Raw genomic sequence first — 26,863 nt, forward strand, 5'->3', positions numbered from 1 at the left:
CTCCTGTCTCCAGCCACTCGGCCCCGTGGTGAGGACGTTCAGCGGGTGAGGTCAAAAACCGCTCATAAAGTCTCCCATCAACTTCCTGGCCTCCTCTTCGTCCGCCTGGCTGCGTGCTTCGTCCTCTTCCCAGGCCACTGAGGAGAAGAGCCCCGTGCGTTTCCAGTACTCGATGACGGACTCGTCCAAGCCTTCCCCGTACACGTCTCGTGCGCTGTACAGGACGCGCAGGTCGCCACCACGGACCCGGAACTTGTCGACGCAGCCGTGAAGGCCTTCGTGGTAGCGGTTCCCGCTGAGGAGTTGGAAACCACCCCGGTAAGGAGGGAAGTCCTCGATGAGGATCTCGTCCAGGTCGTCGAGGTACTGGACCTGCACGCCCCGAAGGAGCGCGTATGCGACCTCCGTCCGGGAGATGAGGCCGCCCAGCCGGGGAACGGAGAACGAACTCCACTGTTCCTCCGGAGCGACGACAAGGTGTGAGGCCACGTCGGTGGGGGTGTAGTCGTGCTTGGTGAGTGCCCAGGTGATCAATGATGCCAGTCCGACGCGCATGTCACGCCGGTACTCGGGGACGGCCTTGGCGACGGCGCCGAAGACCGCTTTCTCCATCGGTTCGGGGCCGACGATCTGCTCGTCCAGCTCGTCGAAGTAGAGGACGGCGTCGACCGTGCTTCGTTTGTCGGAACCGTTGCTCATACGCGCTCCTCTCGCGCTCCTGGAGTCCACCATGCGGCCGAACTCGATGTTGCTTCTTCCTCGGGGGCTCATGCTCGACATGGACTGAACAAAGGTGTTCACACCGTTGTCGGGCTGACCGAAGACCATCGCCGAGACCTGGATTTCCTCCTTCGTCACCGCGACGACCGTTCCTAGGCCCGCATAGGTCACCGCCTCCTTCTCCGCCGTGCCCAGTGTGGTGAGGGAGGTCGTCGTGGTCAGCCAGACCGGGTCGAACCGGATGGCGACGGTCCGCTTCCCGTAGGCGAACCGCAGGTGCGGGTCCCATTTGATGGAGCCGCTGATACGGGCCAGATACCGGGCGCGCCTGATGTTGCGGGCCCGCATCGGGGCGTCGAAGGACACCACCATCCCCGGTTTTACCTCGATCGGATCGGCCGGATCGAGGTCCAGGGCTCGCTCCCCCCAGTTCTCGAAGATCGGCTTGACCCGGTTGACGAAGACACCCGCCAGCATTCCCTGGCTTCGGAATGACGCGCTCGTGTCCAGGCCGATGTCCTTCGCGACCCGCAGGACATCGTCCGCCCCGGGCAGCATGGCCAGGCGCGTGGTGTTGACGAAGTCGACGTGGTGGTAGCGGACGTTCCACGCGCTTCCCGCCTGGCGCAGGGAGCGAGTCCAGGCCTCGTGCCTGCCTTTGGCGTCGAGGAGTTCCTCGACGGTGTACCCGGCCCCGGAGTTCTTGTCGATCCTGCTGTGGCAGGAAGGGCACAGGTACAGCAGGTTGTCGATCGAGTTGCGCTGGTCGATCGGTATCGCGGGGTCGGCCCTGGGTCCGGCGTCGCCGTGGGCGGTGATGTGCGCGGCCACGGCGGTCGGAAGGTCTCCACGCGTGGTCGGATCCAGTTCGCACCGGCACAGGTAGCACATGCCGGCGGAGAGGCGCCAGAGCTCTTGCTTCGTTGACCCGCTGGGTTCGGGGTGCTTCCGGGTGCCTATTGCCTACCTCGTTCCTGAGCATTGCGTGTGCAGGACAAAACCCTAGTCGGGAACCACGACACCGAAGACGCTTCGAGCGCGAGGCGACGCGCCAACCTGCGAAGGTGTCGGGCGGCCGGAAGCGGCCACAACGTCTCGGTGCCGGAGCGGTGGTGTCAATCCGTTGAAGCAACACACCCGGGGAGTCCGCTGCCCCTCGAAAGGCGTCAACCGTTCGCGTCACCGAGGTGGTCGGCGACCGTCTCTCGTAGGTGCTCGGCTTTGGGACCAGCCAGGTCTGACAGGGCTTCCAGTACTTCGCGCCAGTGCCCGCGCGCTGCCTCCGTTTCTCCGTTCCGGGACACCACGGCGGCCAGGCGGTCAAGGCATACCGCGAGGTTCCAGCGGGCCTTGTTCCTGCGGTATCTGCCTAACTCGTATCTCCGCAGGTCCACGTAGAGCTGGCCGTTGGGGAAGCGGTCGCGCACCCGGTGGGCCCAGTGCAGGGCCAGAGCGGTCTTGCCGACACCGGCCGTGCCGGTGATGACGTGAACGGGAGCCTCGGAGCTGTGGCCGGAGCCGCCTCCGGGGTCCTCGGATCGCAGGTGGGTGCTGAGCACCTCCAGTTCGTCCACCCGGTTCACGAATCCGTGCACGTCCCCGGGCAGCTGCCCGGGGACGGGACGGAGTGCGCCGTCGGGCCCTGGCCGTGGAAGTGCACCCAACCCCGGACGTCCCGCGCCTGCACCGCGCGGCCCGCGACCGCGCTCATCTGTGCACGGACACCGGCACCGGGTCGCCCGTCGGGGTCCTCACCGGGTTCGGAGGGCGTGCGGTCAGTCACGGCTGAGCGCGGCCCCCTCGACCTCGCGCGGGAAGTAGCGCTTCAGATCCTCGCCGCTCTCGTGGAGCGCGGCGATCTCTGCGCGGCACCGTGTGGTGGTGGCGTGGTCGGTGAACCGGACTCCGCCCCGGAGGACACCCTGGTCGTCGTAGCGGATCCTGTACGTCACCTCGTCGCCGAGCCCGACGATCTCGGGCACTTGGCCACTGCGTTCCCACACCGCGAGGGGTTCGGGGGAGAGGATCCGGACGTCCTCACCGCACTGGGCACGCAGGTGGAGGGAGTGCAGTTCCCATAGCAGATACGTCGTGAAAGGCTTCTCCACGACACGGGTTCGTCGCAGCACGCATCCCGCTCGGGTGAGTGCGGCGAATTCCTCCCGCAAGGAGGAGCGGTTGTTCTCCAGAAGCCGGAGGGACTCCTCGTGGCGTCCCTCCCGGAACGCCATCCAACTTTCGCTTTCCGGCTGGTGGAAGACCTGTCGCCGTTCGAGTTTCCAGATATCGGTGTTCCTGAGCGATGCCAGACGCCCGTCGAAGTCGTCGAGGTAGGGATCGAGCTCCAGATGGTCACCGGAAAGGCCGTCGATGGTGTCAAGCATCGGGGATGTCCGCTTTCGCTGATATCAGGGTGTTGCGGGGAATGATGACCAGACGTTCGTCCTCTGCGATGGCGGCACCCGACGGCACTCGCTTGGCCGCCGCATCCCACGACCGCACCGTCCGTGTCTGGGATGCGCGGGAGGAGGGCGAGCCCCTGACCGTGGGTGTTCATCGCGATCATGCCTTGAGCGTCACCTGGGGCGAGGGGTCACGATCGGTTGCCTCGGGTTCGGCCGACGGCACCGTACGGGTGCGGGATGCCGAGATGTCCTTGTCGGAGCTGACACGTGTGGCGCGACGGCGCACCTTCCGGGCCTTGACGCCGCAGGAGCGCCGCGCGCATCTGCTCGCTGTCGGCGAGGAGGAAGAGGGCGGGGTCAGTAGACCCGGGTGACCTCGCGGGTCTCGGTGGAGAGCAGGTAGTCCTTGGGGTCCAGGGCCATGGCCGCACGCTTGGGGGAGTCCCAGTACTGGCGGTTGCGCTCGGCGAAGGCCTCGGGGCCGTCGTAGGAGATCTCCCAGATGAAGTGGTGGCGCCCACGGTCGATCCAGGCACCGCCGAGAGAGAAGCCGAACTCCAGGCGCAGCGGGACGATCTCCTCCCTCCAGCGCCGGACCCACTCGTCGAGCAGGCCCTCCCGGACGGTGTAGGTGCGTATCTGGGTAGTGGCTGCCATGAGGGGACCTCTCCTGTCCTTCTGCTTCTGTCGTTTACCGGGCCGGGTCGGTGAGGAACGGGACATTGGCTGAGGGGAACGGACTCCAGCATCCACCCCGAGAGGTTGACGTGAGACCGGCCTGTCTGCTGACGCCGGCTCGGGAGCAATGTCGAGCAATGCCGTTGGCAGGAGTCGGTACCCGGGGCTTTGATGGATGACGAAGCCAGGGTGTAGACCCCGGGCCCGGTCCTGGCCTTCGTGCACACGACCCCCTACGGCAGAGGAGGCCGCTATGAACGACGACGGCAACAACTGAACCGGTGACCTGACGTGATGAGGGGCGGGGGAGGACAGCGATGCCTTCCCCGCCCTTTCGCGTGGGCGTTACCGGCGATACCGGTCAGGGAGTGGCCTTCCGGATGCGCTTGGCGAGGTCAGCGAGCCGGGTGTCGTCGGCTCGGTGGTGGTCGTGGGAGGACAGGTAGCCCTGGTAGCGGTCGAAGTAACCGTCGATGGGAGAGGCCACCGCGCGCCAGTTCTCGCCCGCGTTTTCCGCGGTTCCGTGCATCGGGAAGAGCTTGGCGTGCGCGTGGTCGACGCCGTAGCCCTCGTACATGATCCCGGTGCGCGCCACGTCGGGGAAGGCCGCGTCCAGCAAGCGGGCGACCCCGCGGGCGGCCAGGTGCAGGGCGGTGTACTCCGGTGGGTCCAGGTCCACGACGTAGCTGGTGCGGTGGGCCTTGGGGATGACGACGGAGAAGCCCTCGGTGTTGGGGAAGATCGACAGGAACGCCAGGTGCGCTTCGTCCTCCCAGATGCGGTGTGCGGGTGCTTCGCCTGCCACGATTCGGCAGAAGACGCACTCCGGGGCGTTCGGCGGGGTGTTCAACGTGCTCCTTGGAGTCGGGGTGTGGAAGGTCGGACGTCGGAGCAGGTGGTGCAGGCCGGATCGCGTTCCGCGCTCTGCCGGTCGAGGGCCAGGTCGTGTGTCCACACACCCATACGCCGGTTCCGTGAGGCGGGGACGCCGAACCCGCCCAGGTGACGCAGGGCGTCCAACGCGGCCAGGGAGGAGGCGAGCATGTTGACGGGGCCGTTGGACGGGGCCTGGTAGTGGCGGTTGACACCGCTGATCAGCTCTGCGAGTTCGGGATCATCCACGGGCGGGTGCGCGGTGAGTGGTCGGCAGTCCCAGCAGCCGGTCTCTCCGGGGACCACCAGAGGTCCCCACACCGCGATGTCGTTGACGTAGCAGGCGTTCAGCCAGGCCTGCCCCGAGGCCACGCAGTGCGCGTTGACCAGGCCGGTGATACCCGGCGAGTCAGCCGAGACCAGGACCAGGTCGGCCTCCGGCAGGGCGCGAAGGTCTTCCGTGTCATGGACGCTCCGGACGATCGGACGAACGAGGCAGCCGGAGTCGCGCCGCCGGAGTTCGCGGGCCAGCACTTCGGCCTTGGGCAGACCGACGTCGGCCTCGGTGAACAGGAACTGTCGGGTGAGGTTGCTCAGCTCCACGTGGTCGGCGTCCACCAGGGTCAGTTCCCCCACCCCGGCGGTGGCCAGGGTCGCGGCCACCAGGTTGCCGATTCCGCCGCAGCCGAGCAGTAGCACGCGGGACTCGGTGAGCCTCCGTTGGACCCGTCCGGCTTCGGTGCCGGACAGTTCGTAGAACAGGGCGTGCCTGCTGTACCGGTCTGCCGGGTCGTAGGCGTGCGCGCGGACCAGGCAGTTGCCGCTCTCCAGGGTGAGGAGCAGCGCCTGCGCGACGGGCTCCCGTACCAGGCAGGCATCGCGGAGGAAGGCCAGTGCCTCGGCCCGGGTGCGGGGTTCACGAAAGTGCGCGGCGAGACGGACCAGGGGACGCCACAGCGTTCGGTCGTTGACGGCCTGCTGGAGGGAACCGAAGCCCAGGTAGAGCGTTTCGCCCTGGACACCGATACGGACGTAGGGGGCGAGGACACGTGGGGCGTCGATGGTCCCGTCTGAGGAGTTCACGGGTGCGGCCGCCTTTCCCGTCGCGGCGACGAGTTCGTCGGGGTGTTCAGCGCGAGCGTAGATAGGGGCGTCGCCGAGCGGCGGCGGATTGCGCGAGATTGCGGCTGGAAAGAGGTCGAAGCCTGCCGCTGGAGCGGTTCGGTTCGCCATACTTGGGTCCGCGTACCCCCTTACCGAAGGAGAAGAGCTTGAAGCTCCGTATGCTCGGTACCACCTCCCATGGCGGAAACTGTCCGACTCTGTACGAAACCGACTCAGGTGACATCGTCGTGCAGGGCGATCGCCTGACCGACCCCGAGGCCCTGTCCCAGCTGGCTGATGTCCTTCCGCACGAGGACTTCGTCGTGGTGCCCCGTGAGCTCCTGACGCGTTTCGCTCCCAAGGACCCCCGAACGAAGGAGTAGCGTGACCGAACTCGTAACCGGCGAGGGGTTCAACGACCTCTTCCGCGATTACCGCCACACCGCTTGGCGCTTGGAGACCAGGACTTTCTACGGGGTTCTGGAGGAGAACGAACCGTTCCAGAGGTGGCTGGTCGGCGATGACTCGGACATCAGTTGGTTCCAGCCGTGGCTGAGAATGATGAGCAAGGAGCTCGCTACCGGTAAGCGCATGGAGCGGGTGCGGCTGATCGACGATCCGCCCTCGGACTACCTGCGCTGGGAGCTGTGGGGCACCCCCTACAACCTGGGCGTGGGCGAGGACATCCGGTATCTGCCCCGTGACCATCCCATCGTCGCGGAACTGCCCGACTTCGACTTCTGGGTCTTCGACAGCCGCCGAGTCGCTCGCCTTGAGTTCGGTGAGAAGGGCGAAGTGCTCGGCGCCTCTCTGACCGAAGAGCCGAAAGAGGTGCTCGCCGCCTTGCAGGCTCGGGACGCGGCCTGGCACCACGCGCTGACCTTCACGGAGTACATGGCGTCCAGAGCCGTATGACCGATTACCAGACCGCCCGTGTCTCCCTCGGAGTTCGTCTGCGTGAACTCCGGGGAGAGGCCGGTCTGTCCGGGCGTGAGTTGGCGGTACGCGCGGGGTGGCACCCCTCGAAGGTGTCCCGGTTGGAGCGCGGCAATCAGACCGCGTCGGTGGAGGACCTGCGCACCTGGGCCGACCTGTGTGGACGATCGGAAGCGGCCGAAGGGCTGATCGCGCAGCGGCGTTCCCTGGAGACGCACTACACCAGTTGGCGGCGTCGGCTTTCGGGCGGAAACCAGGCACGCCAGCAGAACGCCGTGGACCTGGAACATCGCAGCAGGAGCTTCCGGATCTTCGAGTCCGTCTGTATCCCCGGGCTGCTCCAGACCCCGGCCTACGCCCGATCCATGATCCAACGAGCGGCCAGCCTCTACGGAAGCCCAGGGGACGTGGCGGAGGGCGTCATCAAGCGGATGGAGCGGCGCCGCATCCTGGACGACCGGACCCGGGAGTTTCGAACACTGATATGGGAGCCCGCGTTGAGCATGCGGCAGTGTTCACTGAGTGTGCTCGTTGAGCAGCTGGACGACCTGACCGGTTCCATCAGGAGAGGTCGTGGAGGGATCGGCATCGTCCCCTTGGCAGCGGCACTCACCGTGTCGCCGATGCACGGATTCTGGATCTACGACGACAGCCAGGTGCTGGTGGAGACGATCGGTGCGGAGCTGTGCCTGACCGACGCCGACGCGGTCACGCACTACCAGAAGGTGTTCGGGGAGCTCGCCCGCTCCGCGGTGTGGGGTGCGCAGGCGGTTCGACTGGTGGAGGCCGTCCGGCGGGGGCTTGCTGCTGAGACGGGTGCGGTGGGTGGTGGTGTCGGGGGAGACGGGGTGTCTGGTCCCGGGCAGGGCGAGGCGGGCGGGGGTTGAAGCTCCCCCGAGTTCGATGGGATCACGCGACCGGGGTGGATCGCCAGTTCGAGACTGCGGGCCTGTGGATAACCCAGGCGTTGGGTGAGGCGGGTCGGAGCCTTTCGGTGAGCGAGGTCCGCGCGGTCCGCACGGTTTCGGCTACGGCGCCGGGTGGGGTACCTGCTGAGGGGATGGGGTTGGTTGGTCAGCTGGAGCGCTTCGCGGGGGAGGGCTCCCGAGCATGACGCAACGCCGGTGCCCTACTCGGGGAGGGCACCGGCGTCGGTGAAGGTCTTGTGCGGTCGCGGGGTCAGCCGCGGGCGGAGTGGAGGAAGGCGGTCCACTCGGAAGAGGGGAAGGGGAAGTGCCCCTTGGCGGGGTTCTTCGAGTCCCGGACAGCCGCGCCACAGGGCAGGTCAGCGACCTCGACGCAGTTTTGGCTTTGGCCGCTGTGGCTGCTCTTCCGGAAGTCGGTGGGGATGTGCGCGACCTCCACGCAGTTCTGGCCATGGCCGCTGTAGCTGCTCTTCCGGAACACCAGCTCGTTGATCATCATTCACTCTCTAAGGGCTTCAGAACGTCTGCGATGAACTTGGCGGACTGGGTGGTGCTGAGTGCAGAGCCCTGAGCATCGCTGAAGGTAACACTATGCTGCTCAACTTCCTCTGTGTCTTCCAGGAACAGCCCTCCGGTGGCGGTCTCGATGAACACGATGGGGAGATCCAAGGGTTCCGGGAACTCCATGATGCTGAAAGACGCGACGAGCGCGGCATGTGAGCCAGCGGAGAACGGGAGCACCTGTACATCGATGTTAGGCAGCTTGGCCATGTAGAGCAGATGATGCATTTGCTCGGCCATGGTTTCGCTGCTGCCCATCGGTCGTCGTAGCGCGGCTTCGTCCAGGACCACACGCAGCCGAACCGGTGAGAAACGGGTGAGGATCTGGCGGCGCTCAACACGGGCGTCAACACGCCGGGAGATGGCCTCAGGCTCTGTAAAGCGTCCGCCTTGGAGAAGCGCCGACGTGTACTCGGGAGTCTGTAGCAACCCGGGGATAACGGAGGACTCGAAGGTGCGGATCGTGGAAGCCTCGGCTTCGAAATCAGGCAAAGATTGAGGCCCGAATACCTCCCGGTACTTAGACCACCAGCCCCTCACCTTTGCGTCTTTAGCCAGCGCGTGCAAAGCATCTCGTTGAGCCCCGTCGGTGATGTTGTACAGGTCCATCAGCGCTTCGAGGTCCTCAGCCTTGACGGTCTGGGTTTCGGCGTTCTCTATCTTGCTCAGCTTGCCAGCTGCCCAGCGGAGCTGCTTCACGACCTGGGTAGTGGTCATGCGCGAGTTGCTGCGGGCGCGCTTGAGCTCGGCAGACAGACGGCGTCGGCGAAGGGTGGGGCTGTGAGTGCGCTGCATGGCCACAGTGTAGATCGAAGCTAGTGAATCTTCCACATGTTGGTTGACTCAAGTGAGATTCACTATTAGCTTGTGAGTGTAGCCAGTGACTGGGGTCTCACGCACAGTTGGTGGGGCCACTGGCGCTCAGGCTACTTGTGCCCCTTTCCCTGCGTAGGGAAAACGTGAAGGTCCACTGGCCTAGCGGGCACTCCCTCGAACCACTCGCTGCTTCCGCCTGTGTAAGGAGTCTGTTCGTCATGCCCGCACTCGCCCCCGTACCCCCGATGGCCGAGGTGACCATCGCTCTCAACGACCTGGTGCCGCACGCCTACCGCCACTACTTCAACGGCCGACCCGACCGCCCCTACTACTCCTCCCGCCGCTACGACTTCGGCTCCTCCCCGCTCCTCCTCCCCCTCGTGCGGGCCTTCCTGGATACCTGCGCGGCCGAGCACAGCACCGACTACCGCTACCTCTTCACCCTCATGGGCTCCGAACTCGCCTCCAACGCCCTCAAGCACTCGCGCTCCGGCCTGCCCGGACGGGACTACCGACTGGTGTGCGAACGCCAGCGTGACGGCCTGCGCCTGACCTGCCGCGACGACGGCATCGCCAACGACCCCACCACCAGCGTCCACGACCGCCGCCACCTCACCCCCGACCCCGGCGGGCTGAACCCCAACAGCGACGCCGGACGCGGGCTCGCCATGATCAACGCCCTGGCCACCGCCTGGGGCGACAACGGCCGCCCCGGCCACCGCAACGTCTGGTTCTTCCTGGCCTACGACCTCAAGGACAGCGCCTGGCCCGACCTGAGCCGCTAGCCACCACCCAGCAACACCCACGAGCAGCACCCACGCACGAAAAAAGGGCCCAGGAAAGCGTTGCAGCGCTTCCCGGGCCCCCAACAACCCCGAATTCCAGACCTAGCCAAGTCAGAAAGCAGGATCAGTGACGCATCTTATCCCCGCACCCCGACCCGCCAGCGACCCCAACGGCCCCTTCCACCGGACCCCGCCCCGGCGCGGCCCCCTGCCCGGCCCGCACTGCACCTCCTGCGAGCACCCCTCCTGCCGCCGACGCCGCGCCCAGCACCTGCCCCGGCTCGGCGGTCACCTGGCCGAATACCGCTCCGAGCACGTCCTGGCCGCCGCCGTGCAGGCCCGCAACCCGCACCTGATCATCTGGTACGGGGAGAAAACCGGTTCTTACTGGGTGGCCTCCTCGACCGGCCTGGCAGAGGTCCCCGACGCCGAGACTCTGGACCGTCTCTTCCCGGCGCTGCTCGAACTCTGGTGATTCCGTCGGTCATGGACGGTGGTGGCCGCCCTTGAAAGGGGCGGCCACATGCCCCGGCACCCCACCGGGTGCGAAAGCAGAAAATCTGCACGGGTTCTGCCAGGAGACCCTCAACCGCCTCCTGACTCCCGTGCCCATCAGCTAGCCCAAACCCGCCCACACCTTCGGTCGGGAGTTTCCAACGGCTCCCTGGCACCTTCCGTGAGCCCGACCGGTCGGGCTCACGGAAGGTGGGCTATCCACAGGTTCACGGCCTCGTGCCGGCGCCGACCTCCGGGTTGGTGTTCACCCGATATCGGGGGAGCTTGCCATCCCGCTCACCTCGGCATGCCCGCCACAAAAACGCACCCTGAATTAGGGTGCTGCCAGGAGCAGCCCGCATGGGGACAGACGTAAAGAGAGCAACAGGGGGAGTCATGAGCGCGATGCCCACGGAGCCTGAGAACGGTCCGCGCGTCGGACGTGACCTGACTGGGTATGTGCTGGTCCCCGCCGGATGGGTCGAACACTACGAACAACTCCTCGAAGAGCATGATGACGCCGAGTCCGTGCGGATCCTGGAAGCCGTCAGGGCGGGCCGGGAACAGGTCTTCACCCACGCCGAGGTGTGGGGAGACGAGGATTGAGTCGCGAGTACGCACTCCAGTACACCAACACGGCGCGCAAGGGCATCAAGAACCTGGATGGTTCTGTCCGTCGACGAGTACGCAGGGCGATCGAGGCACTCGCCCACGATCCTCGACCGAGCGGATGCGTTCAGATCAAGGGACACACCGACATGTGGCGTGTACGCGTCGGTGATTACCGAATCCGATACGCGATCGATGACGGTGTCCTCGTGGTCCTGGTCCTCAAGGTCGCTTCCCGCGGCGGCTTCTACGACGACCTCTGACCTCTAGCTCTCGCTTCCATGCCTTGCCCTTCTCCGGGCAGAGGCCGATCTGACCTTCCCGACCGGCCAGGAGTCCCTGTTCTCCCGTTTCGGTTTGGGGGCGTCTGGACCATGGCTCAGGCGGTCGAACCGATCAGTCAGGGTGACGGGAGACATCCAGGTGGTCGACCCGGTGGAGGTGACCGACGACCTGCTACCGGGATTTTCGGGACCTCGTGGAGAAGATCGACACCCGTCTGGCCCAGGCCTCCGAGGACCGCGGATAACGCTGCGAACGCGGTGGCCGAGGGTAAACGGCTTCTGGTACTCGTCGCCCACGGTCTCACCGGCCTGGCCGAGGAGCTCGCCGACCGGTTCCGTTCCTTCGTATTCGGATTCGACCCGAGGCCGGCAAGTGTGTTCAACGGAAACCAACAGGCGAGCGAAGCCAGGTTCGTGGATGACTACCGGCTGGCGTGGTGAGTCCTGGACGCGGTTCGTGAGGTGAACCGTTCCGGGAACGCCCGGCACCGTCGACTCGCCTCACTTCCGGAGCGCCGGTGGAGCGGCCCGTTGCCTCAGGCGTCGCAACTCTGGCAGCGACGTGTGGCGACCCGTTCGGTGTTGCCGTGCGTGGCCCGGGCGGGAGAGCCCGCGCTGAGACGGCGCCACAGCTGCGGATCGGGGGCGGTGATCCAGCCCCACAACGGAGCCTTGATCTCGGAATCGGACTGGTGCATGCACCCCGGGCGGTGGGCGATGCCCCGCGGGGAGATGAGGATGGTGCCGTTCGGGAAGGGGACACTCTTCGAGGTGGACGCGGCTCCCGAGCCGGAGGCGCCACGATCTTCACGCACGAGTGAGCACGCGCAGCCGCCCCCGATGGGGAGTTCGCAGAAGTCACAACGTTCCATGCACCCGATCATGCCTTGTGCCTACGACAAACGGGAGGGTACTCCGACCCCGTGATGTGTGGAGTGTGCGGGGCGCGGATGAATCCATCGCAAGAAGACTGTTGACGTAGTTCACAGTCTGTTGTCTACTGTTGCCGTGAGCTCATCTTGGTGCATCAAGGCCAAGCCGGAAAGCCGCTCATCCTCAGGGGCAAGAATCAGAGCTGCTGCTCCCATGTCGTCCCCAGCGAAGAGGAAGAGGATCCCCATGCGCAGACGAGGTTTCGGTGGACTGGTCAGCGACGAGCAGTGGAAACAACTGGTATCTGAGGCCTCGCGCCGACCCTTCAGCGCCGGGAAGACCCTGCTCCACCAGGGGGTGACCGGCCACGGGGTGCATCTGATGCTCAGCGGGCGGGTCCGCGTGGTCTCGGACTACGCCGACGGAACCTCGGCACCGCTTGCCTTCCGCACCTGCGGAGAGATCCTCGGTGAGTCCGTGCTGGCGGGCGGTGGCCGCACCTGCAACGCCACGGTCACAGCCCTGAGCGGCGGCAGTACGGCGTACCTGACCACCGAGCACTTCCAGCGCAAGATCAGGGAACTCGACCTCATGCCCGTGCTGATGGACAGCGCCCTGAACCGCCAGGGCGAGAGCGACCAGATCCGGGGTCAGCTGGCTCAACTGCCGGCCAAACGCCGGCTCTCCGCGGCCCTGGTGCACCTGGCGGCGGTGTTCGGCGAGCCGATCCAGGTGCCGCGCTCCGAAGGCCAGAGGGAGGGGCAGGTGCTGTACATCCCTCTGTCCCAACAGGAGGTCGGCGGCTTCGTCGGGCTTTCCCGCACCTCCGTGCACTACGCCTACACCCAGCTCAAGGAGCTCGGGCTGATCCGCATCGACACGAAGTACGTGGTCATCCTCGACTTGGCCCGCCTGGAGGCCCTGGCCCTCGGTGACGATCACACCTGAGTGCCGTGCGTCACTTGCCTCCCTCGGTGTTCAGAAGTGAACAGACCACCGCGAAGCATCACGGAATGCTGTCCGCAGGCGGCCAAAGGTGCCTGCCACCCGCTGAGGAGAATTCGCATGGAACTGGACCTCACCAAGCTCGGACAGAGCGAGCTGCTGCCGCCCTACTACGCTCTCCTGGCCGTCGACATGGAGAACTTCAGCGCTACCCGCGCACGACACCAGGAGGCCATCGGTGCGTTGATCCCGGAAGTGCTGGAGACAGCCCTCACCGATTCCGGCATGAAGCAGATCTGGGACGAGAAGCGCTTCGCCCGGCACGGCGGCGACGGCTACGTGTTCGGCACCGCTCCGGAGAACCTGCCCTTCCTGATCAGCCCGTTCCTGGGCAAGCTGCAGGAAAGGCTGGCCGAGAACCACCCCCGCCTGGCCGCTCTCGACCGGACGCTTCGGATGCGGCTCCGGGTGAGCATCGACATCGGGCCCCTGCCCTTCCACGGGGACGGGGACCCGAGGAACGCCATGGGCACCACCATGATCGACATCCACCGACGGCTCGACTCCGACCAGGTCAGGGAGGCGCTGAAACTCAGCGATCCCGACACCACCCTGGTCGCCGCCATCATCTCCCAGCGCGTCTACAAGGACGCGGTCGTCAGCGGCTACGCCTCCATCGGACAGGCTCAGTGGCAGAAGGTGAACGCCACCGTCGACGCCAAGGGCTACGAGGCCGAGAGCTACCTGTACCTGCCCGTCCACTCGTGGAAGCCCGGCGAGGACGAAGAGGGCGACGGGACCGGGCGAACCGAGGGCACGGGCGGCGGTTCCGGTGGCGGCGGTCCGGCCGACCCCTCCGGCAAGCCGACCCCTTCAGGCCCCGGCAGCACCTTCTCCGTCGGAACCAACAACGGGGACATGGCCCAGGTGGAGACCGTCCACGGCGACCTCAACTTCGGAGGCGGCCGCCGGTGACCGCCGACCCGATGCCTCCCCCGGTGGCCGGAGACCATCCCGACGAAGCCCCCGAACAGTTGGGGGAAGACACCCCCGCCGACGCCCCGCTCTTACAGGAGAACGTCCACAACAGCCGGATGGGCACGAACAACGGCCAAGCGGTCAACGTCAACCGCCTCGACGGAGACATCAATTTCCACGAGCGGCCCGACTACCGTGAGTTCCTCGGCGAAGCCGCCACCCGTAGGCTCCGCCACGCCGCCGGACTCGGCACGGACCGCATCCGTGACGTCCGGCTCACCTTCCACCCCGCGGACCGGCACGCGTACGAGAAGTTCGTACGCGACCTGGCCTGGCACCGCCTGGGCCTGATCATCGGAGAGCCCGGCAACGGCCGGACCCACACCGCTGTCCACGCCCTCACCGAGCCGGAGCTTCGGGGCGTGGAGAGCACTGACCAGTCGCTGGAAGCGGTCGGCACCGGGGTGGACGAGGTGATCATCGACCCGGACGAACCCGACGCCGGTCTGGCCGGGATCACCCTTGACTCCGACCACCCCCGCTTCCTCGACCTCAGCGCCCTGCCAGCACCCGAACGCTCTCAGCGCGCCGCCGTCAGGGCACTGGTCGAGCAAGCCCGCTCCGGTGGGTCCCACCTGGTCGTGATCGCTCAGAAGGGACCCTGGGAAGACGAACTCCTCGCCTGCCGGGCTCGGATGCGCGCCGATGTCCCGGCCCAGGCCGAGGACGTCTTCCGCGGAGCCATGGGCCGCCTCGGCCAGAAGGACTCCGTTCACCTGTGGCTGCGGGACCAGCGGGTCCAGCAGGTACTCGCTTCGTCGGGGCCCGGCCGCGCCGCTCAGTTCGTTCGCGAGGCGGCGCGTACCCGGCCTCCGCAGGACCTTCCCGCAGGGGAGGAGAGTCACACCGAGCTGGGGTGGTTCACCGAGCAGGAGCACCGGGCCTGGATCGACCGCGTGTTCAAGGGGTTCGCCGTGGCCGGTGACCCCCTGCCCGGCTGGTCGGGGACCGGCGGCAGGGGCGAGCAGGGCGAGGCGTTCGGCGAAAGAGAAGGAAAAGGAGAACAGGAGTTCACCAGGGTCCTCATCCAGACGGTGGCCCTGCTCCACGGAGCCACCTCCGACACCATCGCGGAACAGGCCCGACGGTTGGCCGAGCGGTGGGGGGTGGAACCGCCGCACCCCACCCCCGTCTCCGGGGACGGATTCACTCGGTGCCTGGAGACGATCGGCGCAGAGGTCAGCTACGGCCACGTCGGGTTCGTCCGTAAGGAGCACTGGTGGGCGGCGCTCGACCACCTGTGGTGCGAGTACCCCGGGGCACGCGCCTCCTTCCAGGAATGGGGGCACGGCGCGGCGGCCGCACTGCCCAAACGAGAGCGGGTGGCCGTGGCCCGACGCTGGCTCAGACTGGCCCGGCACCATCGGGACCCGGCACCGGTGTCCGCCCTGCTCGACCACTGGGGGAACGACCGCCTCCTGTGGGCGGCGGCTCCCGTGGTCGCCGAGGCCGCGGTCTGCCCTGAGATCGGTGGCGCGGTGCGCTCCCACCTCTACCGGATCGTCACCTCCGCCCAACCGGCCTGGCGGTACCTGTTGGCGCTCGAGGCCTGCCGTGTCTACGGCAGGGTCCAACCCAGGACGGCCCTCACCCGGCTCAGACACCTCGCGGGCCGTATCCCCGAGAAGTGGACCGAGAACCTCTCCCAGGCTCTGCTCGACATCGCGGTGCAGCCGCACAACTTTCCGGTGCTGCTGGAGGTGCTCCTGGACTGGCTGGACCAGGAGGGGAGGTCCCAGGAGGTCGCGGCACGGTCCCTGATGACTCTGCTCAACGGCGAAGCGGGGTTGGACTTCCCGGAGCTGTTGGAGAAGCGCGAGGCGCCAGCGACCCCGCTCGCGCTGGTCTGGTGCGGGATCGCCCGTGCCCTTCCCGAAGCCCGTGAACCGCTCTGGGACTGGATCAGCGCTCTGGACCGACTACGCGGACAAGGGCGAGGGGGCGTAGTCCTGGACTGCCTGTGCACCGCCGCGGGCATGGACCCGCCTTTCGGGGAGCTGCTCGACAGCGTCGCCCGCCGGTGGTCGGTCTCCCACACCCGGCTGTCCCCGGCGGTGGAGGACCTGCGGCGCTTCGTGCGGATCGCGCTGGAACCGACCGGAAGACAAGGAGACCATCGGTGAGCACGACCTGGATGCGAAGACTGTTCATGTGGCTGACCCTCCCGGGGGCCGACGCCGGGTTGAAACCGCGAAGCGAACCCGTTCGGGACACGCTGGCCTTCGAGGCACGACTGCCCAGCGCCAGTGCCGGGTTGCGCTTCGACGCCTCCTTCACCCTCGAAGTGGCCCTGCGCAAGGTGAAGGAGCGCGAGCGGGTCCGACTTCTGGCCAGGTTGAAGAGGTCCGTGGTGGAAACCGCCTACGCGGAAGCACGGGCCTTCGACCTCGGAGACCATGCACTGGCTGAGTCCGAGCTCTTCCAGGCTCTGAACGGCTCGGCGTACTTCGAGTACAGCGGAGTCGACGAGCTGACCGTTCAGGTGACCCTGACGGTCAACGAGGAGAACTACGAGCTCGAACGCCGGCGCGAACTCGTCGGACAGCGCGCCCAGCTCGCGCGGGCCGAGCACCGGTCACGGATGGAACGGGTCGAGGAACTGGTCAACGAGGTCTTCAAGGACTCGCTGACCGCACGGATGTGGTGGTTCGAACAGAACCAGGACCGCTGGAGCGACATCGAGGGCGCCGGTGAGGCCTTGGACCTGCTGGTCGCCCTCTGCCGACGCGGGGACGACTCCGAAGAGCCCCTTGTCGTAGAGCACGACGATGGGGGAGCCACGGGAGGGGACGGCGGGGCAGGCCCCGTCGAGCCCTCCGATCCCATCCTCGCGGCCTTCCTGTCCGGGGTGAGTACCAAGGAGCGGGAGGCCCTCCTGATCCGCCTGACCGACATCCTGGACGCCTACAACCGTCCCGACCTGGTGAGACTTCTGCACGAGAGCTGGTCCGAACAGTGAACACCGACGAGGCCCGCGGGCCGGAGGCTGGCTGTTCGAAGTGCGCTGGTCATTCTTCCGTGGGAATCAACAGCGGCAACCTTGCCCAGGTTTGCCAGCTCCATGGGGATGTCTACTTCGGTGGTGACCCCCAGAAGGACAGCATCTCCCTGCTGCGTGAGCAGACCGATGCCAACCTCGCTTGGATGGCCCAACACCTCGCCCTGCCGACTCCGGAGGGGAACCTCGAGGTCGAGCGGGAGCTCTTCCGTGACCTGGTCGCGGTTGAGGGCGGCTTCCTGCTCACTGGAGACCCCGGAACCGGTAAGACCGCGCTGATTCGCAGACTGGCCCAGCACTACCGGGACCGGGGGCACGATGTTGTGCTGCTGGACGCCTCGGACTATGTGGACAATGTGAGCGGCATGTTGCGCCGCAAACTGGAGACCGTCCTGGCCGACTGGGAGGGCGAGGACCCCGGGCACCTGTTCATCGACGCCCTCGACGGTGACCGCGGTGGTATGGCCAAAGAACTGTCCCGAACCGTCGAGCTGTTGGCGGGGACCCGCTGGCGCACGGTGGCCAGTGCCCGCCTGTACGACATCACTTACAACCGGCGTTGGCACAAGGCCTTCTCCGGCGATCCGATCGCGGCCGAGGGCGGCCACCGGGTGAAGGCGCTCGAAAAGGTGCGGCACTTCCGGGTCACCGGGCTCACCGGTACCGAGCTCGCTCATGTGGGGGCCCAGGTTCCAGGGCTGGGGCGGGTACTCACCGGGATCGACACCGACCTTCTGAGTATCCCCTTCAACCTGTACCTGGTATGCGAGCTCCTCAAGCTGGACGCCTGGCCGAACGACTGGAACGGTCACCTGGACCAGGGGGCGCTCCTCGAGCGCTACTGGGATGAGCGCGTCATGGACGTCATGGACGAGGAGCAGCAGACACGCAGGCAACTCCTGCGTGAGCTGTGTCAGCTGATGCTGGGCACCCGTCGTCTCCAGGTCAGCCGGGGAGATGTGTCCTCTGAACACGGCGCGATTTCTCAAGGCCTGGTCTCCAACGGAGTGCTGCGGCAGATCCCTCCCCGTTTCGCCCACGGGATGCCCTTGCTGGCCTTCGGGCACCACATCTTCTTCGACTACGCGGTCTCGCAGTTGGTCCTCTCAGACGGGGACGGGTCACTGCTGGTGCGGTTGCTCAACGACCAGCCCAACCTGGTCTTCGTGGCGCGTCCAGCCATCGATCTGCACCTGACCGCTACCTGGCACGCCGACCCCACTCGCGGGCTCTTCGCCGAAGTCTGCCGAGGGCTGGCCCGAGCGGAGCACGACCTGGCCGGGGTCGCCGCCGCGAACATCGCTGTGGGTCTTGCTCGAACCGAGACAGACGTCGACTGGCTGGTCTCGGCACTGCTCAATGGGGAGGAGCGCGTTCCCGAACAGGTAGTCGGTTGGGCGATCGGTGTTCTTCGATGTTGGAAAGAACGGGACGTTCAGGCTCGGAGGGTGGTGGTCCGGGTCTGGGTTTCGGTGGCCACCGCCCTCGCCCAGAAACTTGAAGTGGCCTTTCGTGCCAAGCCGGTGAACCTACTGCATCAGCTCTTGCAACGGCTGCATGAACTCGACCCTCTGAGGCCGGAAGCGGAGGCACCCCAGGAACGAGCCGAGTGTGTTGCGGCGCTGATGACCTCCGGGTTGGAGGACACGGCCGATCGTGGTCAGATCGTTGCCATGGCTTCTCGCTACCTTCCTGTGGCGATCGCAGTCAATAGCGCACACACCGACCTGCTGCTACGGGTCATCAATGATGAGCCCACGCGTCGACATAACCCCAACGTGTTCCTCTATTTGGTAGAGGGCGCGGTGGACATCGCCCGTGGTGCCCCTGAATCCGCCGCGGAACTCCTGGAGATGGTTTGGGGCCTGGAGGGGGACCGCCATGAGAAGACCTCGATTTCACAGGGGGTTATCGCCCTCAGCAGCAACCTCGCACAGGACTTCGAGGGGGTCCGCTACGAGGTTGGTCAGGTGTTCTCTGACGTTCTGCCTCTGATCGGCATCGAGGCAGCCTGTCGGATTCTGGCCATCGCCACACACGAGGACTACTACCCGGAAGCCGTGCTTCGGGGGAGCTACGTACTCCGATTCCAAGGGGAAGAGGGGCATGCTGTCTACAACCTCGCCACTCTGGAAAACTCCGCTGGTTACGACGCCCCCGTGGAGATGCTCTCCGCGCTCCTGGATTGGGCGGAGCAGACCGGCATGGACGGTGTGGCGATCACCGTTCGTTACCTGGTGCGACACGTATGGCATCCGGGGGTTTGGACGAGTGTCATGGAGCGGGCGCGGGGCGGTCGCCCGGGTTGGCAGGCGATTGCTGTCGAACTGCTCTCCTCTGGAGCACTGATCGCTAACTCGGTGACCCGGCGGACGGCAGCGGACCTTCTTGGAACGCTCAGCCCGCGGGTGAACGACACGGAGCATGCTCGGCTCGAGGAATCGATCCTCACCGCCGCCGGGATCGTCTCCTCCGACGTGCAGCAACCGGACACACGAGTGATCGATGAACTGGTCTCCTTCCTGGACCCGGAACGGATGTCCCGACCGCTGTTGGTCGAACGCCTGCGGGAGGTGCAGCAGCTCGATGAGCCTCCCGAAGTGTTCTTCGGAGGCAGCACCAGCGGATTCCATGCGCACACCGACGAGGAACGATTCGGGGAAGCGGTGAGTGAGGAGCTCGGAAAGGAGCGGTTGGCTGTCATCGGCCGCTTGGAAAACTTGACTCATCAGGTGAATCGAGGCGCCGACCCTCAGCCATGGCAGGAACTGGGTGCCCTTTTCCTGGAGACCGTTCGAGACCAGGTGTTGTTGGACCGTGTCGGACCCGACACTGAGGACACTGTGGCCATGGTGATAGTGACGGCGGCTGCACAGTTGGCCCGTGACTGGAACATGACTTCGGAGTCGGATCTGGGCTGGAAGGCGTATCAGGTGCTGCAGTTGGCGATCGGTCAGGGACCCGGTGCGAAGGGGGATCAGGAATGAGGTCTTGGTCGCCAACAGCACGGCGCGCGGGGGTCGGTGGTCTTGTCACACTGCTCCGGCGCGAGGATTGGCGGATGATCGAGGGCGGCCGGCTGAGAGCGCTCCTGCGTCCGTTTCTGGACGACGCCGATCCGGTGAACCGCTGCTCCACCGCCGATGCGGTGCACCTTGTGGAGCACGACCTGGAAACCGTGCTGGAGTTGATCCGGCAGCGCCTGTCCGTCGAGGAGGATTTCGAGGTCGGTGGCACCCTCTTGGTGAGCCTGGGCCGGTTCGCCTCCGAGTACCCGGAGCTGGTCGACCAGCTGGTGTACGACGCAGCGTTCGGTTCCTGGAGAGAGGCCTTTGACGAAGAAGGATCCCAGGTCGACTACGGGTTCGCGGACGGTTTCGTCGTCCTCGTTCTGTACCTGGCTCTGAAGAAGCGAACGGCTAATGCGCTCTCTCTTGCTCAATTCTGGTTCGAGGAGCCCTTTGAATCGAGAATGTGTGATCGGGCGATCATCAAGGTACGGAGGTTCCTCACCGACTGCGACGAGGACGTGCGATCTGCTGCATTGGCGGTGACTGTTCAGGTCTCTCGGGCGGGTTGATCGGTTTGCCTGCGCGGCACGCGCCTAGCCTGTAACGATGAGCCCGTGACCTCCTCCGACCAGCCCGCGCCCTCCTACGAGGAGCTCGCCGCGCTGGTCGTTGAGCAGGCAGCCACGATCACCCAACTCCGCGCTGATCTGTCCCAAGCCAACGAGCGCATCGCCGAGCTTCAAGCCCGACTGGACAGCGACTCCACGAACTCCTCCAAGCCTTCCTCCACGGACCCCTTCGTCAAGCCGAAGCCGAAGTCCCAGCGCCGCCGCACCGGCCGCAAACCCGGCGGGCAACCCGGCCACCCAGGCCAAACGCGCGCCCAAACCCCGGACCCCGACCACGTGCTGGAACACCACCCCCACACCTGCGGTGGGTGCGGAGGAGACCTGGCCGGATCCGAGCAGACCGGGCTGGTGCGCCGCCAGGTCGTGGACCTGCCCCCATCAAACCCACGGTGACCGAGCACCAGATGATCGAGCACACCTGCGCCTGCGGGGAGCGCACCCGAGCCAGCGCCCCCGAGGGGATCAACGCTCCGGTCCAGTTCGGAGCGAACGTGCGCGCGATGATCTGCTACCTGTACCTGGGCCAGTTCCTGTCCGCCAAGCGCACCGCCCAAGCCCTGTCGGACCTGGTGGGATGCCCCGTGTCGGCGGGCACAGTCGTGGACACCGCACGCCGGGCCGCCACCGCGTTGGAGGCCTTCACTCGCGCCGCCACCGAGGAGATCGCTTCCGCCCAGGTGGCGCACTTCGACGAGACCTCGCTGCGGGTGGGCGGGGGCCTGGTGTGGGTGCATTCGGCCTCCACCGGCAAGTGGAGCCTGCTGAGCGCCCACCCCAAACGCGGCACCGTGGGGATGGACGCCGCCGGGGTCCTGCCCGCCTTCGCTGGGTTGGCGGTCCATGACGCCTGGGCCCCCTATGACACCTATAAGGGTGTGGCCGCTCATGTGTTGTGCAACGCCCACCTGCTGCGCGAGTTGCAAGCGGTCCAGGACGCGGCTGGGGAGGGGGTGTGGTGCTGGGCCGGGCAGGCCGCTGACGCGCTGCGTCAGATGAAGCGCCTGGTCGATGCGCACCTGGCCACGGTCTCCTCGCTGGAGGGAATCGACACCGTGCGTTTGGACGGGCTGGGTCACCAGTGGCGCAGCGCGGTGGCCATCGGCCTGGCCCAGACTTCGGGCCGGGAGTCCAAGCTGGTGGCCAAGTTCCACGCGTTGGCCAGGCGGATGCGCGACCGGGAAGCGGATTACCTGCGGTTCACGGTCGATGAGCGGGCCCCGTTCGACAACAACGCGGCCGAGCGCGAGGTGCGGATGGTCAAGGTCCGCCAGAAGGTCTCGGGGTGCTTACGGTCCCTGGCCGGGGCCGAGTGGTTCTGCGCGGTGCGCTCCTATATCGCGACCGCCGCCAAGCACGGTATTGGCATGTTCGACGCCCTGGTCCACCTGGCCCAGGGCGAGTGCTGGATGCCCGAAACAGCTTGAGTCTTCTTCAGGACACCTGAACAGTCACCATTGGCGTTGCTGTTGCTTGCCGTGACGGCGGCCGAGCATGTCCGGACCACGGCCGACCCCAAATCCGCGGAGTTCCAGAAGGCATTCAAGGTGGTCTCGAGCGTGTGCGCCACGGTCCACCTCGCTTCGGGTGCTTTCCGGGACAAGCGCGGTCAGGACAGCCCACCGCCAGCCGGTTATCTGGCACACGCACTGCCCGTCTTCCAGAAGGCTTCGGCTTTCCGGGAACCTTCCATCGTGCATGACGTGGTTCAGACGCTCGCCCATGTGGCCCCGCAGGGCCCGGGTGCGACCCTGCTCTGTCTGCGTGGGGTTGTCGACAGGGGTGACCCCTACTCCTACGATTCCCTCGCGCAGGAGGCCACTACCGACCTGTGCGCCCGCTACCTCTCCGAGTTCTGGGAGAACATCGCCGATGACGACAACCTGCTCACCGCGCTGCGTGAAGTCCTCACCGTCTTCGTGGTCGCCGGTCATCCTCCGGCGATCGACCTTTCCCGGCAGCTGGGGGAGGCCTTCCGCTGACCGCTGCCGTAGCCTCGGCCCGCCAGGACCAAAGTCCCGAAGCTCGGCCGGACGGCAGGAGCCCTTCGGGTGCGGGGATACCCTGAGTGCACAGGCCGTTCCCGCCCCCGAACCAGCGGCCGCACGGTGTGAGAAGGCAGGACCCCGCGTGCACGACCTCCGCGACGAAGACCCCCACGCCCTGGGCGAGATCAAGCTCCTGAGCAGGATCGGCAAGGGCGGGATGGGTCAGGTCTACCTCGGGAAGACCGTCAGCGGTGAGCTCGTCGCGGTCAAGACCATGCTGAGCCACCACGCCGACCAGAGCGAGATGCGGGAGCGCTTCGAGCGGGAGGCGACCGCGCTGGGCCTGGTGCAGGGCACCGGTACGGCCGCGCTGATGGGGGTCAGCGACCCCGGCGTCGACCGCCCGTGGCTGGCGATGGAGTACGTCACCGGCCTGGATCTGGCCGCCTACGTCAAGCGCTGCGGGACCCTGGACGAGACCACCGGTACCGGGCTGTTCCTGCTGCTCACCGAAGCCCTGAACGCCATCCACCGGGCCGGGCTGCTGCACCGCGACCTCAAGCCCGCCAACGTCATGCTGGGCCCGACCGGCCCCAAGGTGGTGGACTTCGGGCTGGTGGCGATCGGCGAGGCCGGAGGGGACCTCACCATGGTCGGCGCGCACATGGGCACCTATCTGTGCATGGCGCCCGAGCAGTTCGGGGCCGCCGACCAGGTGACCGCGGCCGCGGACGTCTACGCCCTGGGCACGGTGCTGGCCTATGCCCTGACCGGCCACTACCCCTACAACGGCCCCAGCGACCTCGCGGTGCAGAAGATGATCGACAACCCCGAGGTCGCTCCGAACCTGGAGGGCGTCCCTGGGGCCCTGCTGCCGCTGCTGACCTCCCTGCTGGCCGTCGAGCCCGAGGACCGGCCCGCCCTGACCGAGGTGCGGGCGCGGCTGGTGGAGCGCCTCGCCGTCCTCGGCCTCACCCCGGGGGCCGCTCGCGAGCTGGTGGCCGAAAAGACCCACGTGCCGGGCACCGAGGTCAACGACACCGTGCCCGCCACGGCCAAACCCCGGGCCCGCACCATCAAGGCGGTGTCGGCCACCCTGCACGAGACGGCCCCGCAGAAGGCCGCACTGGTGGCGGAACGGCTGCGCAGAGCCTACGCCCGGCGCGCCGCGGCTGCCTGAATCCCACCGGCGTCCGCTGAGAACGCAGAGCTCCGAACACCGGGCCCTCGGATGCCGGGCGGCCCACATAACCCAAACAGACACAAACGGAACATTCTCATCAGCAGAATGCGTCAACCGTTGTCCCGTGTAGCGCGTGTGACCCATGAGAGAACCGATGGCGGAGAGCGAGGGCCGTTCAGTGGCCACAGCAGAGGACCGGGCCGGCGGAGGGCAGTTCGCCCCCGGCGCCCGGGTGGTGGTGCGCGACGCCGAGTGGATGGTGCGCACCTGCACCCGTACCGACAACGACGGGTACCTGCTGCGCGCGGTGGGCGTCTCGGAGTTCGTCCGCGGTGAGGAGGCACTCTTCTTCACCGGGATCGAGACCATCGAACCCCTGCGCCCGCAGGACACCACCCTGGTCCACGACCCCTCCTCCGGGTACGCGGACAGCCGCCTCTACCTGGAGTCGGTGCTGCGCCGCACCCCGCTGCCGCAGTCCGAGCGCCGCCTGGCCACCGTCGGCGGCTTCCTGCTCGACGACAAGGTCTACCAGCAGCGCCCCGCCGAACTCGCGCTGAAGGCGCTGCGCCCGCGCGTGCTCATCGCCGACGTCGTCGGCCTGGGCAAAACCCTGGAGATCGGGCTCATCCTGTCCGAACTCATCCGCCGCGGCCGGGGCGAGCGCATCCTCGTCGTCACCCCGCAGCAGGTCCTGGAGCAGTTCCAGCAGGAGCTGTGGACCCGGTTCGCCATCCCGCTGGTCCGCCTGGACTCGGTGGGCCTAGAGCGCATCCAGCGCGAGATCCCCGCCGGCCGCAACCCCTTCCTGTTCTTCAAGCGGGCGATCATCTCCGTCGACACCCTCAAGAACCAGGGCAAGTACGGCCAGCACCTGCGCAGCATGCACTGGGACGCGGTGGTCATCGACGAATCCCACAACCTCATCAACGAGAACAACCTGCGCAACAAGCTGGCCCGGGTGCTCGCCCAGCACACCGACGCCCTGCTGCTGGCCTCCGCCACCCCGCACAACGGCGACTCCAAGTCCTTCGCCCAGCTCATCAACCTGCTGGACCCGGCGGCCATCGCCAACCCGGAGGACTACACCGCCGAGCAGATCGACCACCTCTACATCCGCCGCACCAAGGTGCACCCCGAAGTGCGCGCGGACATGGGCGACAAGTGGCCCGACCGCGGCCCCTCCATCCCGGTGCGGGTGCCCGCCACCCCCGCCGAGGAGGCGGTCTTCGCCGAACTCGCCCAGGTGTGGCTGGCCGGAGACGCCCGCGAGGGCGGACCCGTCGTCGGCAGGGACAACCGCCTCTTCCCGTACACCCTGCTCAAGGCGTTCCTGTCCTCCCACCGCGCCCTGGCCACCACCGCCGGGAACCGGATCCGGACCCTCGAGCGCAAACGCTCCACGGCGGCCGCCGCCGACCCCGGCCTGGACCGCGAGCACGCTGCCCTCACCGAATTGAAGAACCTCGCGGAGAAGATCGACACCGGCTCCTCCGCCAAGTTCCAGGGCCTGATCACCCAGCTCAAGGAGATCGGGGTCAGCCGCAAGAGCCCGACCCGCGCGGTGGTCTTCTCCGAGTCCGTGCCCACCCTGGAATGGCTACACCAGAACCTGCCCGGCGCGCTCGGCCTCTCCGACGGCCAGGTCCAGCTCATGCACGGCGGCATGTCCGACACCGAGCAGCAGCGGGTGATCGCCGACTTCGCGCTCTCCGACAGCAAGGTCCGCGTCCTGGTCACCGGTGACGTCGCCTCCGAGGGCGTCAACCTGCACCGCCAGTGCCACCACATCGTGCACTACGACCTGCCGTGGTCGCTCATCCGCATCGAGCAGCGCAACGGCCGTATCGACCGCTACGGGCAGGAGCACGAGCCCCAGTTCAGGGCGCTCATCCTCACCTCCGACGTGGACGGCGCCAAGGACGACACCACCGTCGCCGAGAAGCTCCTCGACAAGGAAGCGGACGCCCACCGCAGCCTGGGCACCGCCGAAGCCGAGACCGGCCTGTACAACGCCAAGAAGGAGGAGGACCGCCTCATCCTCGACCTGCTGGCTGGCCGCACCGTCGAGGAGTCCATCGAGGCCTCACGCGGCGAGGAAGAAGACGACCCCTGGGCCGCCGACGCCTTCTTCGGCGACTTCGGCGTGGAAGCCGGAACAGCACCGCCCGAGACCGCGCCCACCCCTGGCCTTTTCGCCGACACCGAGCAGTTCGTCCGCGCCGCCCTGGAGACCGTCGGCACCGGCCTGGACCTCAGCCAGGACGACAAGCTCCTCGCCTTCACCCCGCCCGAGGACCTCAAACAGCGCCTCAAAGCCTTGCCCACCGGGTACCTGAAGGACCACAAGGTCATGGACCGGCTCAGGGTCACCTTCGACCGCGAGCACGCCCAGGCCCGCCTGGACCAGGCCAGATCCACCAAGACCACCTGGCCCGACACCGGATACGTCACCGACCTGCACCCGCTGGTCGAGTGGCTGGTCGACAAGGTCCAGGTCCGCACCCCGCGCGGGCACGCCCACGTTCTGGTCGGCCAGGTGGACGAACCGGTCTTCCTGGTGCAGGGCACCTACTCCAACGCCCTGGGCCAGCCCACGGTGGTCGAGTGGATGGCCGTTACCGGCCTGCCGGGCGAGCCGAAGGTGGGGGACATGTTCGAGGCCCTCGAACACGCCGGGGTCGGCCCCCGCATGGTCAACACCGGGCAGGGCGGAGACCTGAGCGAACTCCAAGCCCTGGTACCGGAGGCCGTCCGCGCGGCCGCCGCCCACCTGACGCTGCGCCGCGACGAGTACGCCGAGCGGATCGAGGCCGACCTCGCCGAACCCGCCCGCCGGGTCGCCGAGTGGGAGCAGCTGGCCCTGGAAGGGCTCGAGGTCAGCAAGCAGGACAAGCGCAAGCAGGTGCAGGACACCGCCGAGGAACAGCGGCGACTGCTGGAGAAGATGCGGACCGCCGGAGAACCCCTCCTGCGCGTCCTCGCCGTGGTGAAGGGTGCGAACTGAGC

28 protein-coding genes are annotated in these 26,863 nt (G+C 67.0%); 19 read left to right on the top strand and 9 right to left on the bottom strand.

What is annotated here, in order from left to right; genetic code table 11:
* Positions 1 to 51: 51 nt before the first annotated feature.
* From NE857_RS13220 to NE857_RS13230, 3 genes are all read right to left on the bottom strand, one after another.
* Positions 52 to 1,551 (bottom strand): hypothetical protein, encoded by a 1,500-nt coding sequence (locus tag NE857_RS13220; RefSeq protein WP_254421254.1) that lies wholly within the window; start codon positions 1,549 to 1,551, stop codon positions 52 to 54.
* Positions 1,552 to 1,886: 335 nt separating this feature from the next.
* Positions 1,887 to 2,315 carry an AAA family ATPase gene (locus NE857_RS34675; protein ID WP_425572187.1) on the bottom strand — a complete coding sequence of 143 codons (429 nt, stop codon included), beginning with the start codon at positions 2,313 to 2,315 and terminating at the stop codon, positions 1,887 to 1,889.
* A gap of 180 nt (positions 2,316 to 2,495) precedes the next feature.
* Positions 2,496 to 3,104 carry a DUF6879 family protein gene (locus NE857_RS13230; RefSeq protein ID WP_254421255.1) on the bottom strand — a complete coding sequence of 203 codons (609 nt, stop codon included), beginning with the start codon at positions 3,102 to 3,104 and terminating at the stop codon, positions 2,496 to 2,498.
* Between the two features lie 92 nt (positions 3,105 to 3,196).
* On the opposite strand from NE857_RS13230, the gene NE857_RS13235 reads away from it, so the two are divergent.
* A complete protein-coding gene (locus tag NE857_RS13235) occupies positions 3,197 to 3,499 on the top strand; it encodes a hypothetical protein (RefSeq protein WP_254421256.1) in 303 nt (100 codons plus the stop codon).
* Here NE857_RS13235 and NE857_RS13240 read toward each other — a convergent pair.
* The 3 genes from NE857_RS13240 to NE857_RS13250 form a co-directional block, all read right to left on the bottom strand.
* Positions 3,483 to 3,782: an NIPSNAP family protein gene (locus tag NE857_RS13240; RefSeq protein ID WP_254421257.1), complete on the bottom strand. Its 300-nt coding sequence runs from the start codon at positions 3,780 to 3,782 to the stop codon at positions 3,483 to 3,485. The two genes, NE857_RS13235 and NE857_RS13240, sit on opposite strands and share 17 nt — an antisense overlap.
* Before the next feature lie 382 nt (positions 3,783 to 4,164).
* Entirely contained in the window at positions 4,165 to 4,653 is a 489-nt protein-coding gene (locus NE857_RS13245) for an HIT family protein (protein WP_254421258.1), read from the bottom strand.
* Positions 4,650 to 5,759, bottom strand: a complete 1,110-nt coding sequence (locus tag NE857_RS13250) for a HesA/MoeB/ThiF family protein (protein WP_254421259.1) — start codon at positions 5,757 to 5,759, stop codon at positions 4,650 to 4,652. Before NE857_RS13250 ends, NE857_RS13245 begins: the two co-directional genes overlap by 4 nt.
* 188 nt (positions 5,760 to 5,947) lie before the next feature.
* On the opposite strand from NE857_RS13250, the gene NE857_RS13255 reads away from it, so the two are divergent.
* Genes NE857_RS13255 through NE857_RS13265 form a run of 3 tightly spaced genes read left to right on the top strand, consistent with a single transcriptional unit; the run spans position 5,948 to position 7,603 of the window.
* Positions 5,948 to 6,163: a hypothetical protein gene (locus NE857_RS13255; protein ID WP_026116912.1), complete on the top strand. Its 216-nt coding sequence runs from the start codon at positions 5,948 to 5,950 to the stop codon at positions 6,161 to 6,163.
* Position 6,164: 1 nt separating this feature from the next.
* A complete protein-coding gene (locus NE857_RS13260; protein ID WP_254421260.1) occupies positions 6,165 to 6,695 on the top strand; it encodes a DUF6879 family protein in 531 nt (176 codons plus the stop codon).
* On the top strand, positions 6,692 to 7,603 hold the full coding sequence (locus NE857_RS13265) for a helix-turn-helix domain-containing protein (RefSeq protein WP_254421261.1): 912 nt from the start codon (positions 6,692 to 6,694) through the stop codon (positions 7,601 to 7,603). Before NE857_RS13260 ends, NE857_RS13265 begins: the two co-directional genes overlap by 4 nt.
* A gap of 292 nt (positions 7,604 to 7,895) precedes the next feature.
* On the opposite strand, the gene NE857_RS13270 is transcribed toward NE857_RS13265, so the two are convergent.
* Both NE857_RS13270 and NE857_RS13275 read right to left on the bottom strand, forming a co-directional pair.
* Positions 7,896 to 8,138, bottom strand: coding sequence for a DUF397 domain-containing protein (locus NE857_RS13270; RefSeq protein WP_254421969.1), 243 nt, complete (start codon positions 8,136 to 8,138; stop codon positions 7,896 to 7,898).
* Positions 8,138 to 8,998: a helix-turn-helix domain-containing protein gene (locus tag NE857_RS13275; protein WP_254421262.1), complete on the bottom strand. Its 861-nt coding sequence runs from the start codon at positions 8,996 to 8,998 to the stop codon at positions 8,138 to 8,140. The genes NE857_RS13270 and NE857_RS13275 overlap by 1 nt, the downstream gene beginning before the upstream one ends.
* Positions 8,999 to 9,237: 239 nt before the next feature.
* Here NE857_RS13275 and NE857_RS13280 point away from each other — a divergent pair, with 239 nt between their 5' ends.
* From NE857_RS13280 to NE857_RS13295, 4 genes are all read left to right on the top strand, one after another.
* Positions 9,238 to 9,804: an ATP-binding protein gene (locus NE857_RS13280; RefSeq protein WP_254421263.1), complete on the top strand. Its 567-nt coding sequence runs from the start codon at positions 9,238 to 9,240 to the stop codon at positions 9,802 to 9,804.
* A gap of 127 nt (positions 9,805 to 9,931) precedes the next feature.
* Complete coding sequence (locus tag NE857_RS13285) at positions 9,932 to 10,279, top strand: hypothetical protein (RefSeq protein WP_254421264.1); 348 nt, start codon at positions 9,932 to 9,934, stop codon at positions 10,277 to 10,279.
* Positions 10,280 to 10,704: 425 nt separating this feature from the next.
* Complete coding sequence (locus tag NE857_RS13290; protein WP_254421265.1) at positions 10,705 to 10,905, top strand: hypothetical protein; 201 nt, start codon at positions 10,705 to 10,707, stop codon at positions 10,903 to 10,905.
* Complete coding sequence (locus NE857_RS13295) at positions 10,902 to 11,171, top strand: type II toxin-antitoxin system RelE family toxin (protein ID WP_254421266.1); 270 nt, start codon at positions 10,902 to 10,904, stop codon at positions 11,169 to 11,171. The genes NE857_RS13290 and NE857_RS13295 overlap by 4 nt, the downstream gene beginning before the upstream one ends.
* Before the next feature lie 557 nt (positions 11,172 to 11,728).
* Here NE857_RS13295 and NE857_RS13300 read toward each other — a convergent pair.
* Entirely contained in the window at positions 11,729 to 12,064 is a 336-nt protein-coding gene (locus NE857_RS13300; RefSeq protein ID WP_254421267.1) for a hypothetical protein, read from the bottom strand.
* Between the two features lie 247 nt (positions 12,065 to 12,311).
* Between NE857_RS13300 and NE857_RS13305 the strand changes: the two genes are divergently transcribed.
* The 11 genes from NE857_RS13305 (at position 12,312) to NE857_RS13355 (ending at position 26,861) form a co-directional block, all read left to right on the top strand.
* Positions 12,312 to 13,013 (top strand): Crp/Fnr family transcriptional regulator, encoded by a 702-nt coding sequence (locus NE857_RS13305; RefSeq protein ID WP_254421268.1) that lies wholly within the window; start codon positions 12,312 to 12,314, stop codon positions 13,011 to 13,013.
* A gap of 117 nt (positions 13,014 to 13,130) precedes the next feature.
* Entirely contained in the window at positions 13,131 to 13,985 is an 855-nt protein-coding gene (locus tag NE857_RS13310; protein WP_254421269.1) for a hypothetical protein, read from the top strand.
* Entirely contained in the window at positions 13,982 to 16,171 is a 2,190-nt protein-coding gene (locus NE857_RS13315; RefSeq protein WP_254421270.1) for a hypothetical protein, read from the top strand. The genes NE857_RS13310 and NE857_RS13315 overlap by 4 nt, the downstream gene beginning before the upstream one ends.
* A complete protein-coding gene (locus tag NE857_RS13320; protein WP_254421271.1) occupies positions 16,168 to 17,007 on the top strand; it encodes a hypothetical protein in 840 nt (279 codons plus the stop codon). The genes NE857_RS13315 and NE857_RS13320 overlap by 4 nt, the downstream gene beginning before the upstream one ends.
* Before the next feature lie 185 nt (positions 17,008 to 17,192).
* Positions 17,193 to 20,033: an AAA family ATPase gene (locus tag NE857_RS13325; protein ID WP_254421970.1), complete on the top strand. Its 2,841-nt coding sequence runs from the start codon at positions 17,193 to 17,195 to the stop codon at positions 20,031 to 20,033.
* Between the two features lie 74 nt (positions 20,034 to 20,107).
* On the top strand, positions 20,108 to 20,626 hold the full coding sequence (locus NE857_RS13330) for a hypothetical protein (protein ID WP_254421272.1): 519 nt from the start codon (positions 20,108 to 20,110) through the stop codon (positions 20,624 to 20,626).
* Between the two features lie 45 nt (positions 20,627 to 20,671).
* Positions 20,672 to 21,079 carry a DUF6444 domain-containing protein gene (locus NE857_RS13335; protein WP_254421273.1) on the top strand — a complete coding sequence of 136 codons (408 nt, stop codon included), beginning with the start codon at positions 20,672 to 20,674 and terminating at the stop codon, positions 21,077 to 21,079.
* On the top strand, positions 21,076 to 22,110 hold the full coding sequence (gene tnpC / locus NE857_RS13340; protein WP_254421274.1) for an IS66 family transposase: 1,035 nt from the start codon (positions 21,076 to 21,078) through the stop codon (positions 22,108 to 22,110). Before NE857_RS13335 ends, tnpC begins: the two co-directional genes overlap by 4 nt.
* 267 nt (positions 22,111 to 22,377) lie before the next feature.
* Positions 22,378 to 22,665: a hypothetical protein gene (locus tag NE857_RS13345; protein ID WP_254421275.1), complete on the top strand. Its 288-nt coding sequence runs from the start codon at positions 22,378 to 22,380 to the stop codon at positions 22,663 to 22,665.
* Between the two features lie 148 nt (positions 22,666 to 22,813).
* On the top strand, positions 22,814 to 23,851 hold the full coding sequence (locus NE857_RS13350) for a serine/threonine-protein kinase (protein WP_254421276.1): 1,038 nt from the start codon (positions 22,814 to 22,816) through the stop codon (positions 23,849 to 23,851).
* A gap of 145 nt (positions 23,852 to 23,996) precedes the next feature.
* Complete coding sequence (locus NE857_RS13355; RefSeq protein WP_254421277.1) at positions 23,997 to 26,861, top strand: helicase-related protein; 2,865 nt, start codon at positions 23,997 to 23,999, stop codon at positions 26,859 to 26,861.
* The last annotated feature ends 2 nt before the right edge of the window (positions 26,862 to 26,863 follow it).

The sequence above is a fragment of the Nocardiopsis exhalans genome (genome assembly GCF_024134545.1).
Taxonomy (GTDB): Bacteria; Actinomycetota; Actinomycetes; order Streptosporangiales; family Streptosporangiaceae; genus Nocardiopsis; species Nocardiopsis exhalans.

Bases quoted from the DNA above. Each gene is read 5' to 3' on its own strand.
- NE857_RS13230 (WP_254421255.1), bottom strand. From the start codon at position 3,104: ATGCTTGACACCATCGACGGCCTTTCCGGTGACCATCTGGAGCTCGAT.
- NE857_RS13240 (WP_254421257.1), bottom strand. From the start codon at position 3,782: ATGGCAGCCACTACCCAGATACGCACCTACACCGTCCGGGAGGGCCTG.
- NE857_RS13265 (WP_254421261.1), top strand. From the start codon at position 6,692: ATGACCGATTACCAGACCGCCCGTGTCTCCCTCGGAGTTCGTCTGCGT.
- NE857_RS13270 (WP_254421969.1), bottom strand. From the start codon at position 8,138: ATGATCAACGAGCTGGTGTTCCGGAAGAGCAGCTACAGCGGCCATGGC.
- NE857_RS13275 (WP_254421262.1), bottom strand. From the start codon at position 8,998: ATGCAGCGCACTCACAGCCCCACCCTTCGCCGACGCCGTCTGTCTGCC.
- NE857_RS13280 (WP_254421263.1), top strand. From the start codon at position 9,238: ATGCCCGCACTCGCCCCCGTACCCCCGATGGCCGAGGTGACCATCGCT.
- NE857_RS13290 (WP_254421265.1), top strand. From the start codon at position 10,705: ATGCCCACGGAGCCTGAGAACGGTCCGCGCGTCGGACGTGACCTGACT.
- NE857_RS13300 (WP_254421267.1), bottom strand. From the start codon at position 12,064: ATGGAACGTTGTGACTTCTGCGAACTCCCCATCGGGGGCGGCTGCGCG.
- NE857_RS13305 (WP_254421268.1), top strand. From the start codon at position 12,312: ATGCGCAGACGAGGTTTCGGTGGACTGGTCAGCGACGAGCAGTGGAAA.
- NE857_RS13310 (WP_254421269.1), top strand. From the start codon at position 13,131: ATGGAACTGGACCTCACCAAGCTCGGACAGAGCGAGCTGCTGCCGCCC.
- NE857_RS13325 (WP_254421970.1), top strand. From the start codon at position 17,193: ATGGCCCAACACCTCGCCCTGCCGACTCCGGAGGGGAACCTCGAGGTC.
- NE857_RS13330 (WP_254421272.1), top strand. From the start codon at position 20,108: ATGATCGAGGGCGGCCGGCTGAGAGCGCTCCTGCGTCCGTTTCTGGAC.
- NE857_RS13355 (WP_254421277.1), top strand. From the start codon at position 23,997: ATGAGAGAACCGATGGCGGAGAGCGAGGGCCGTTCAGTGGCCACAGCA.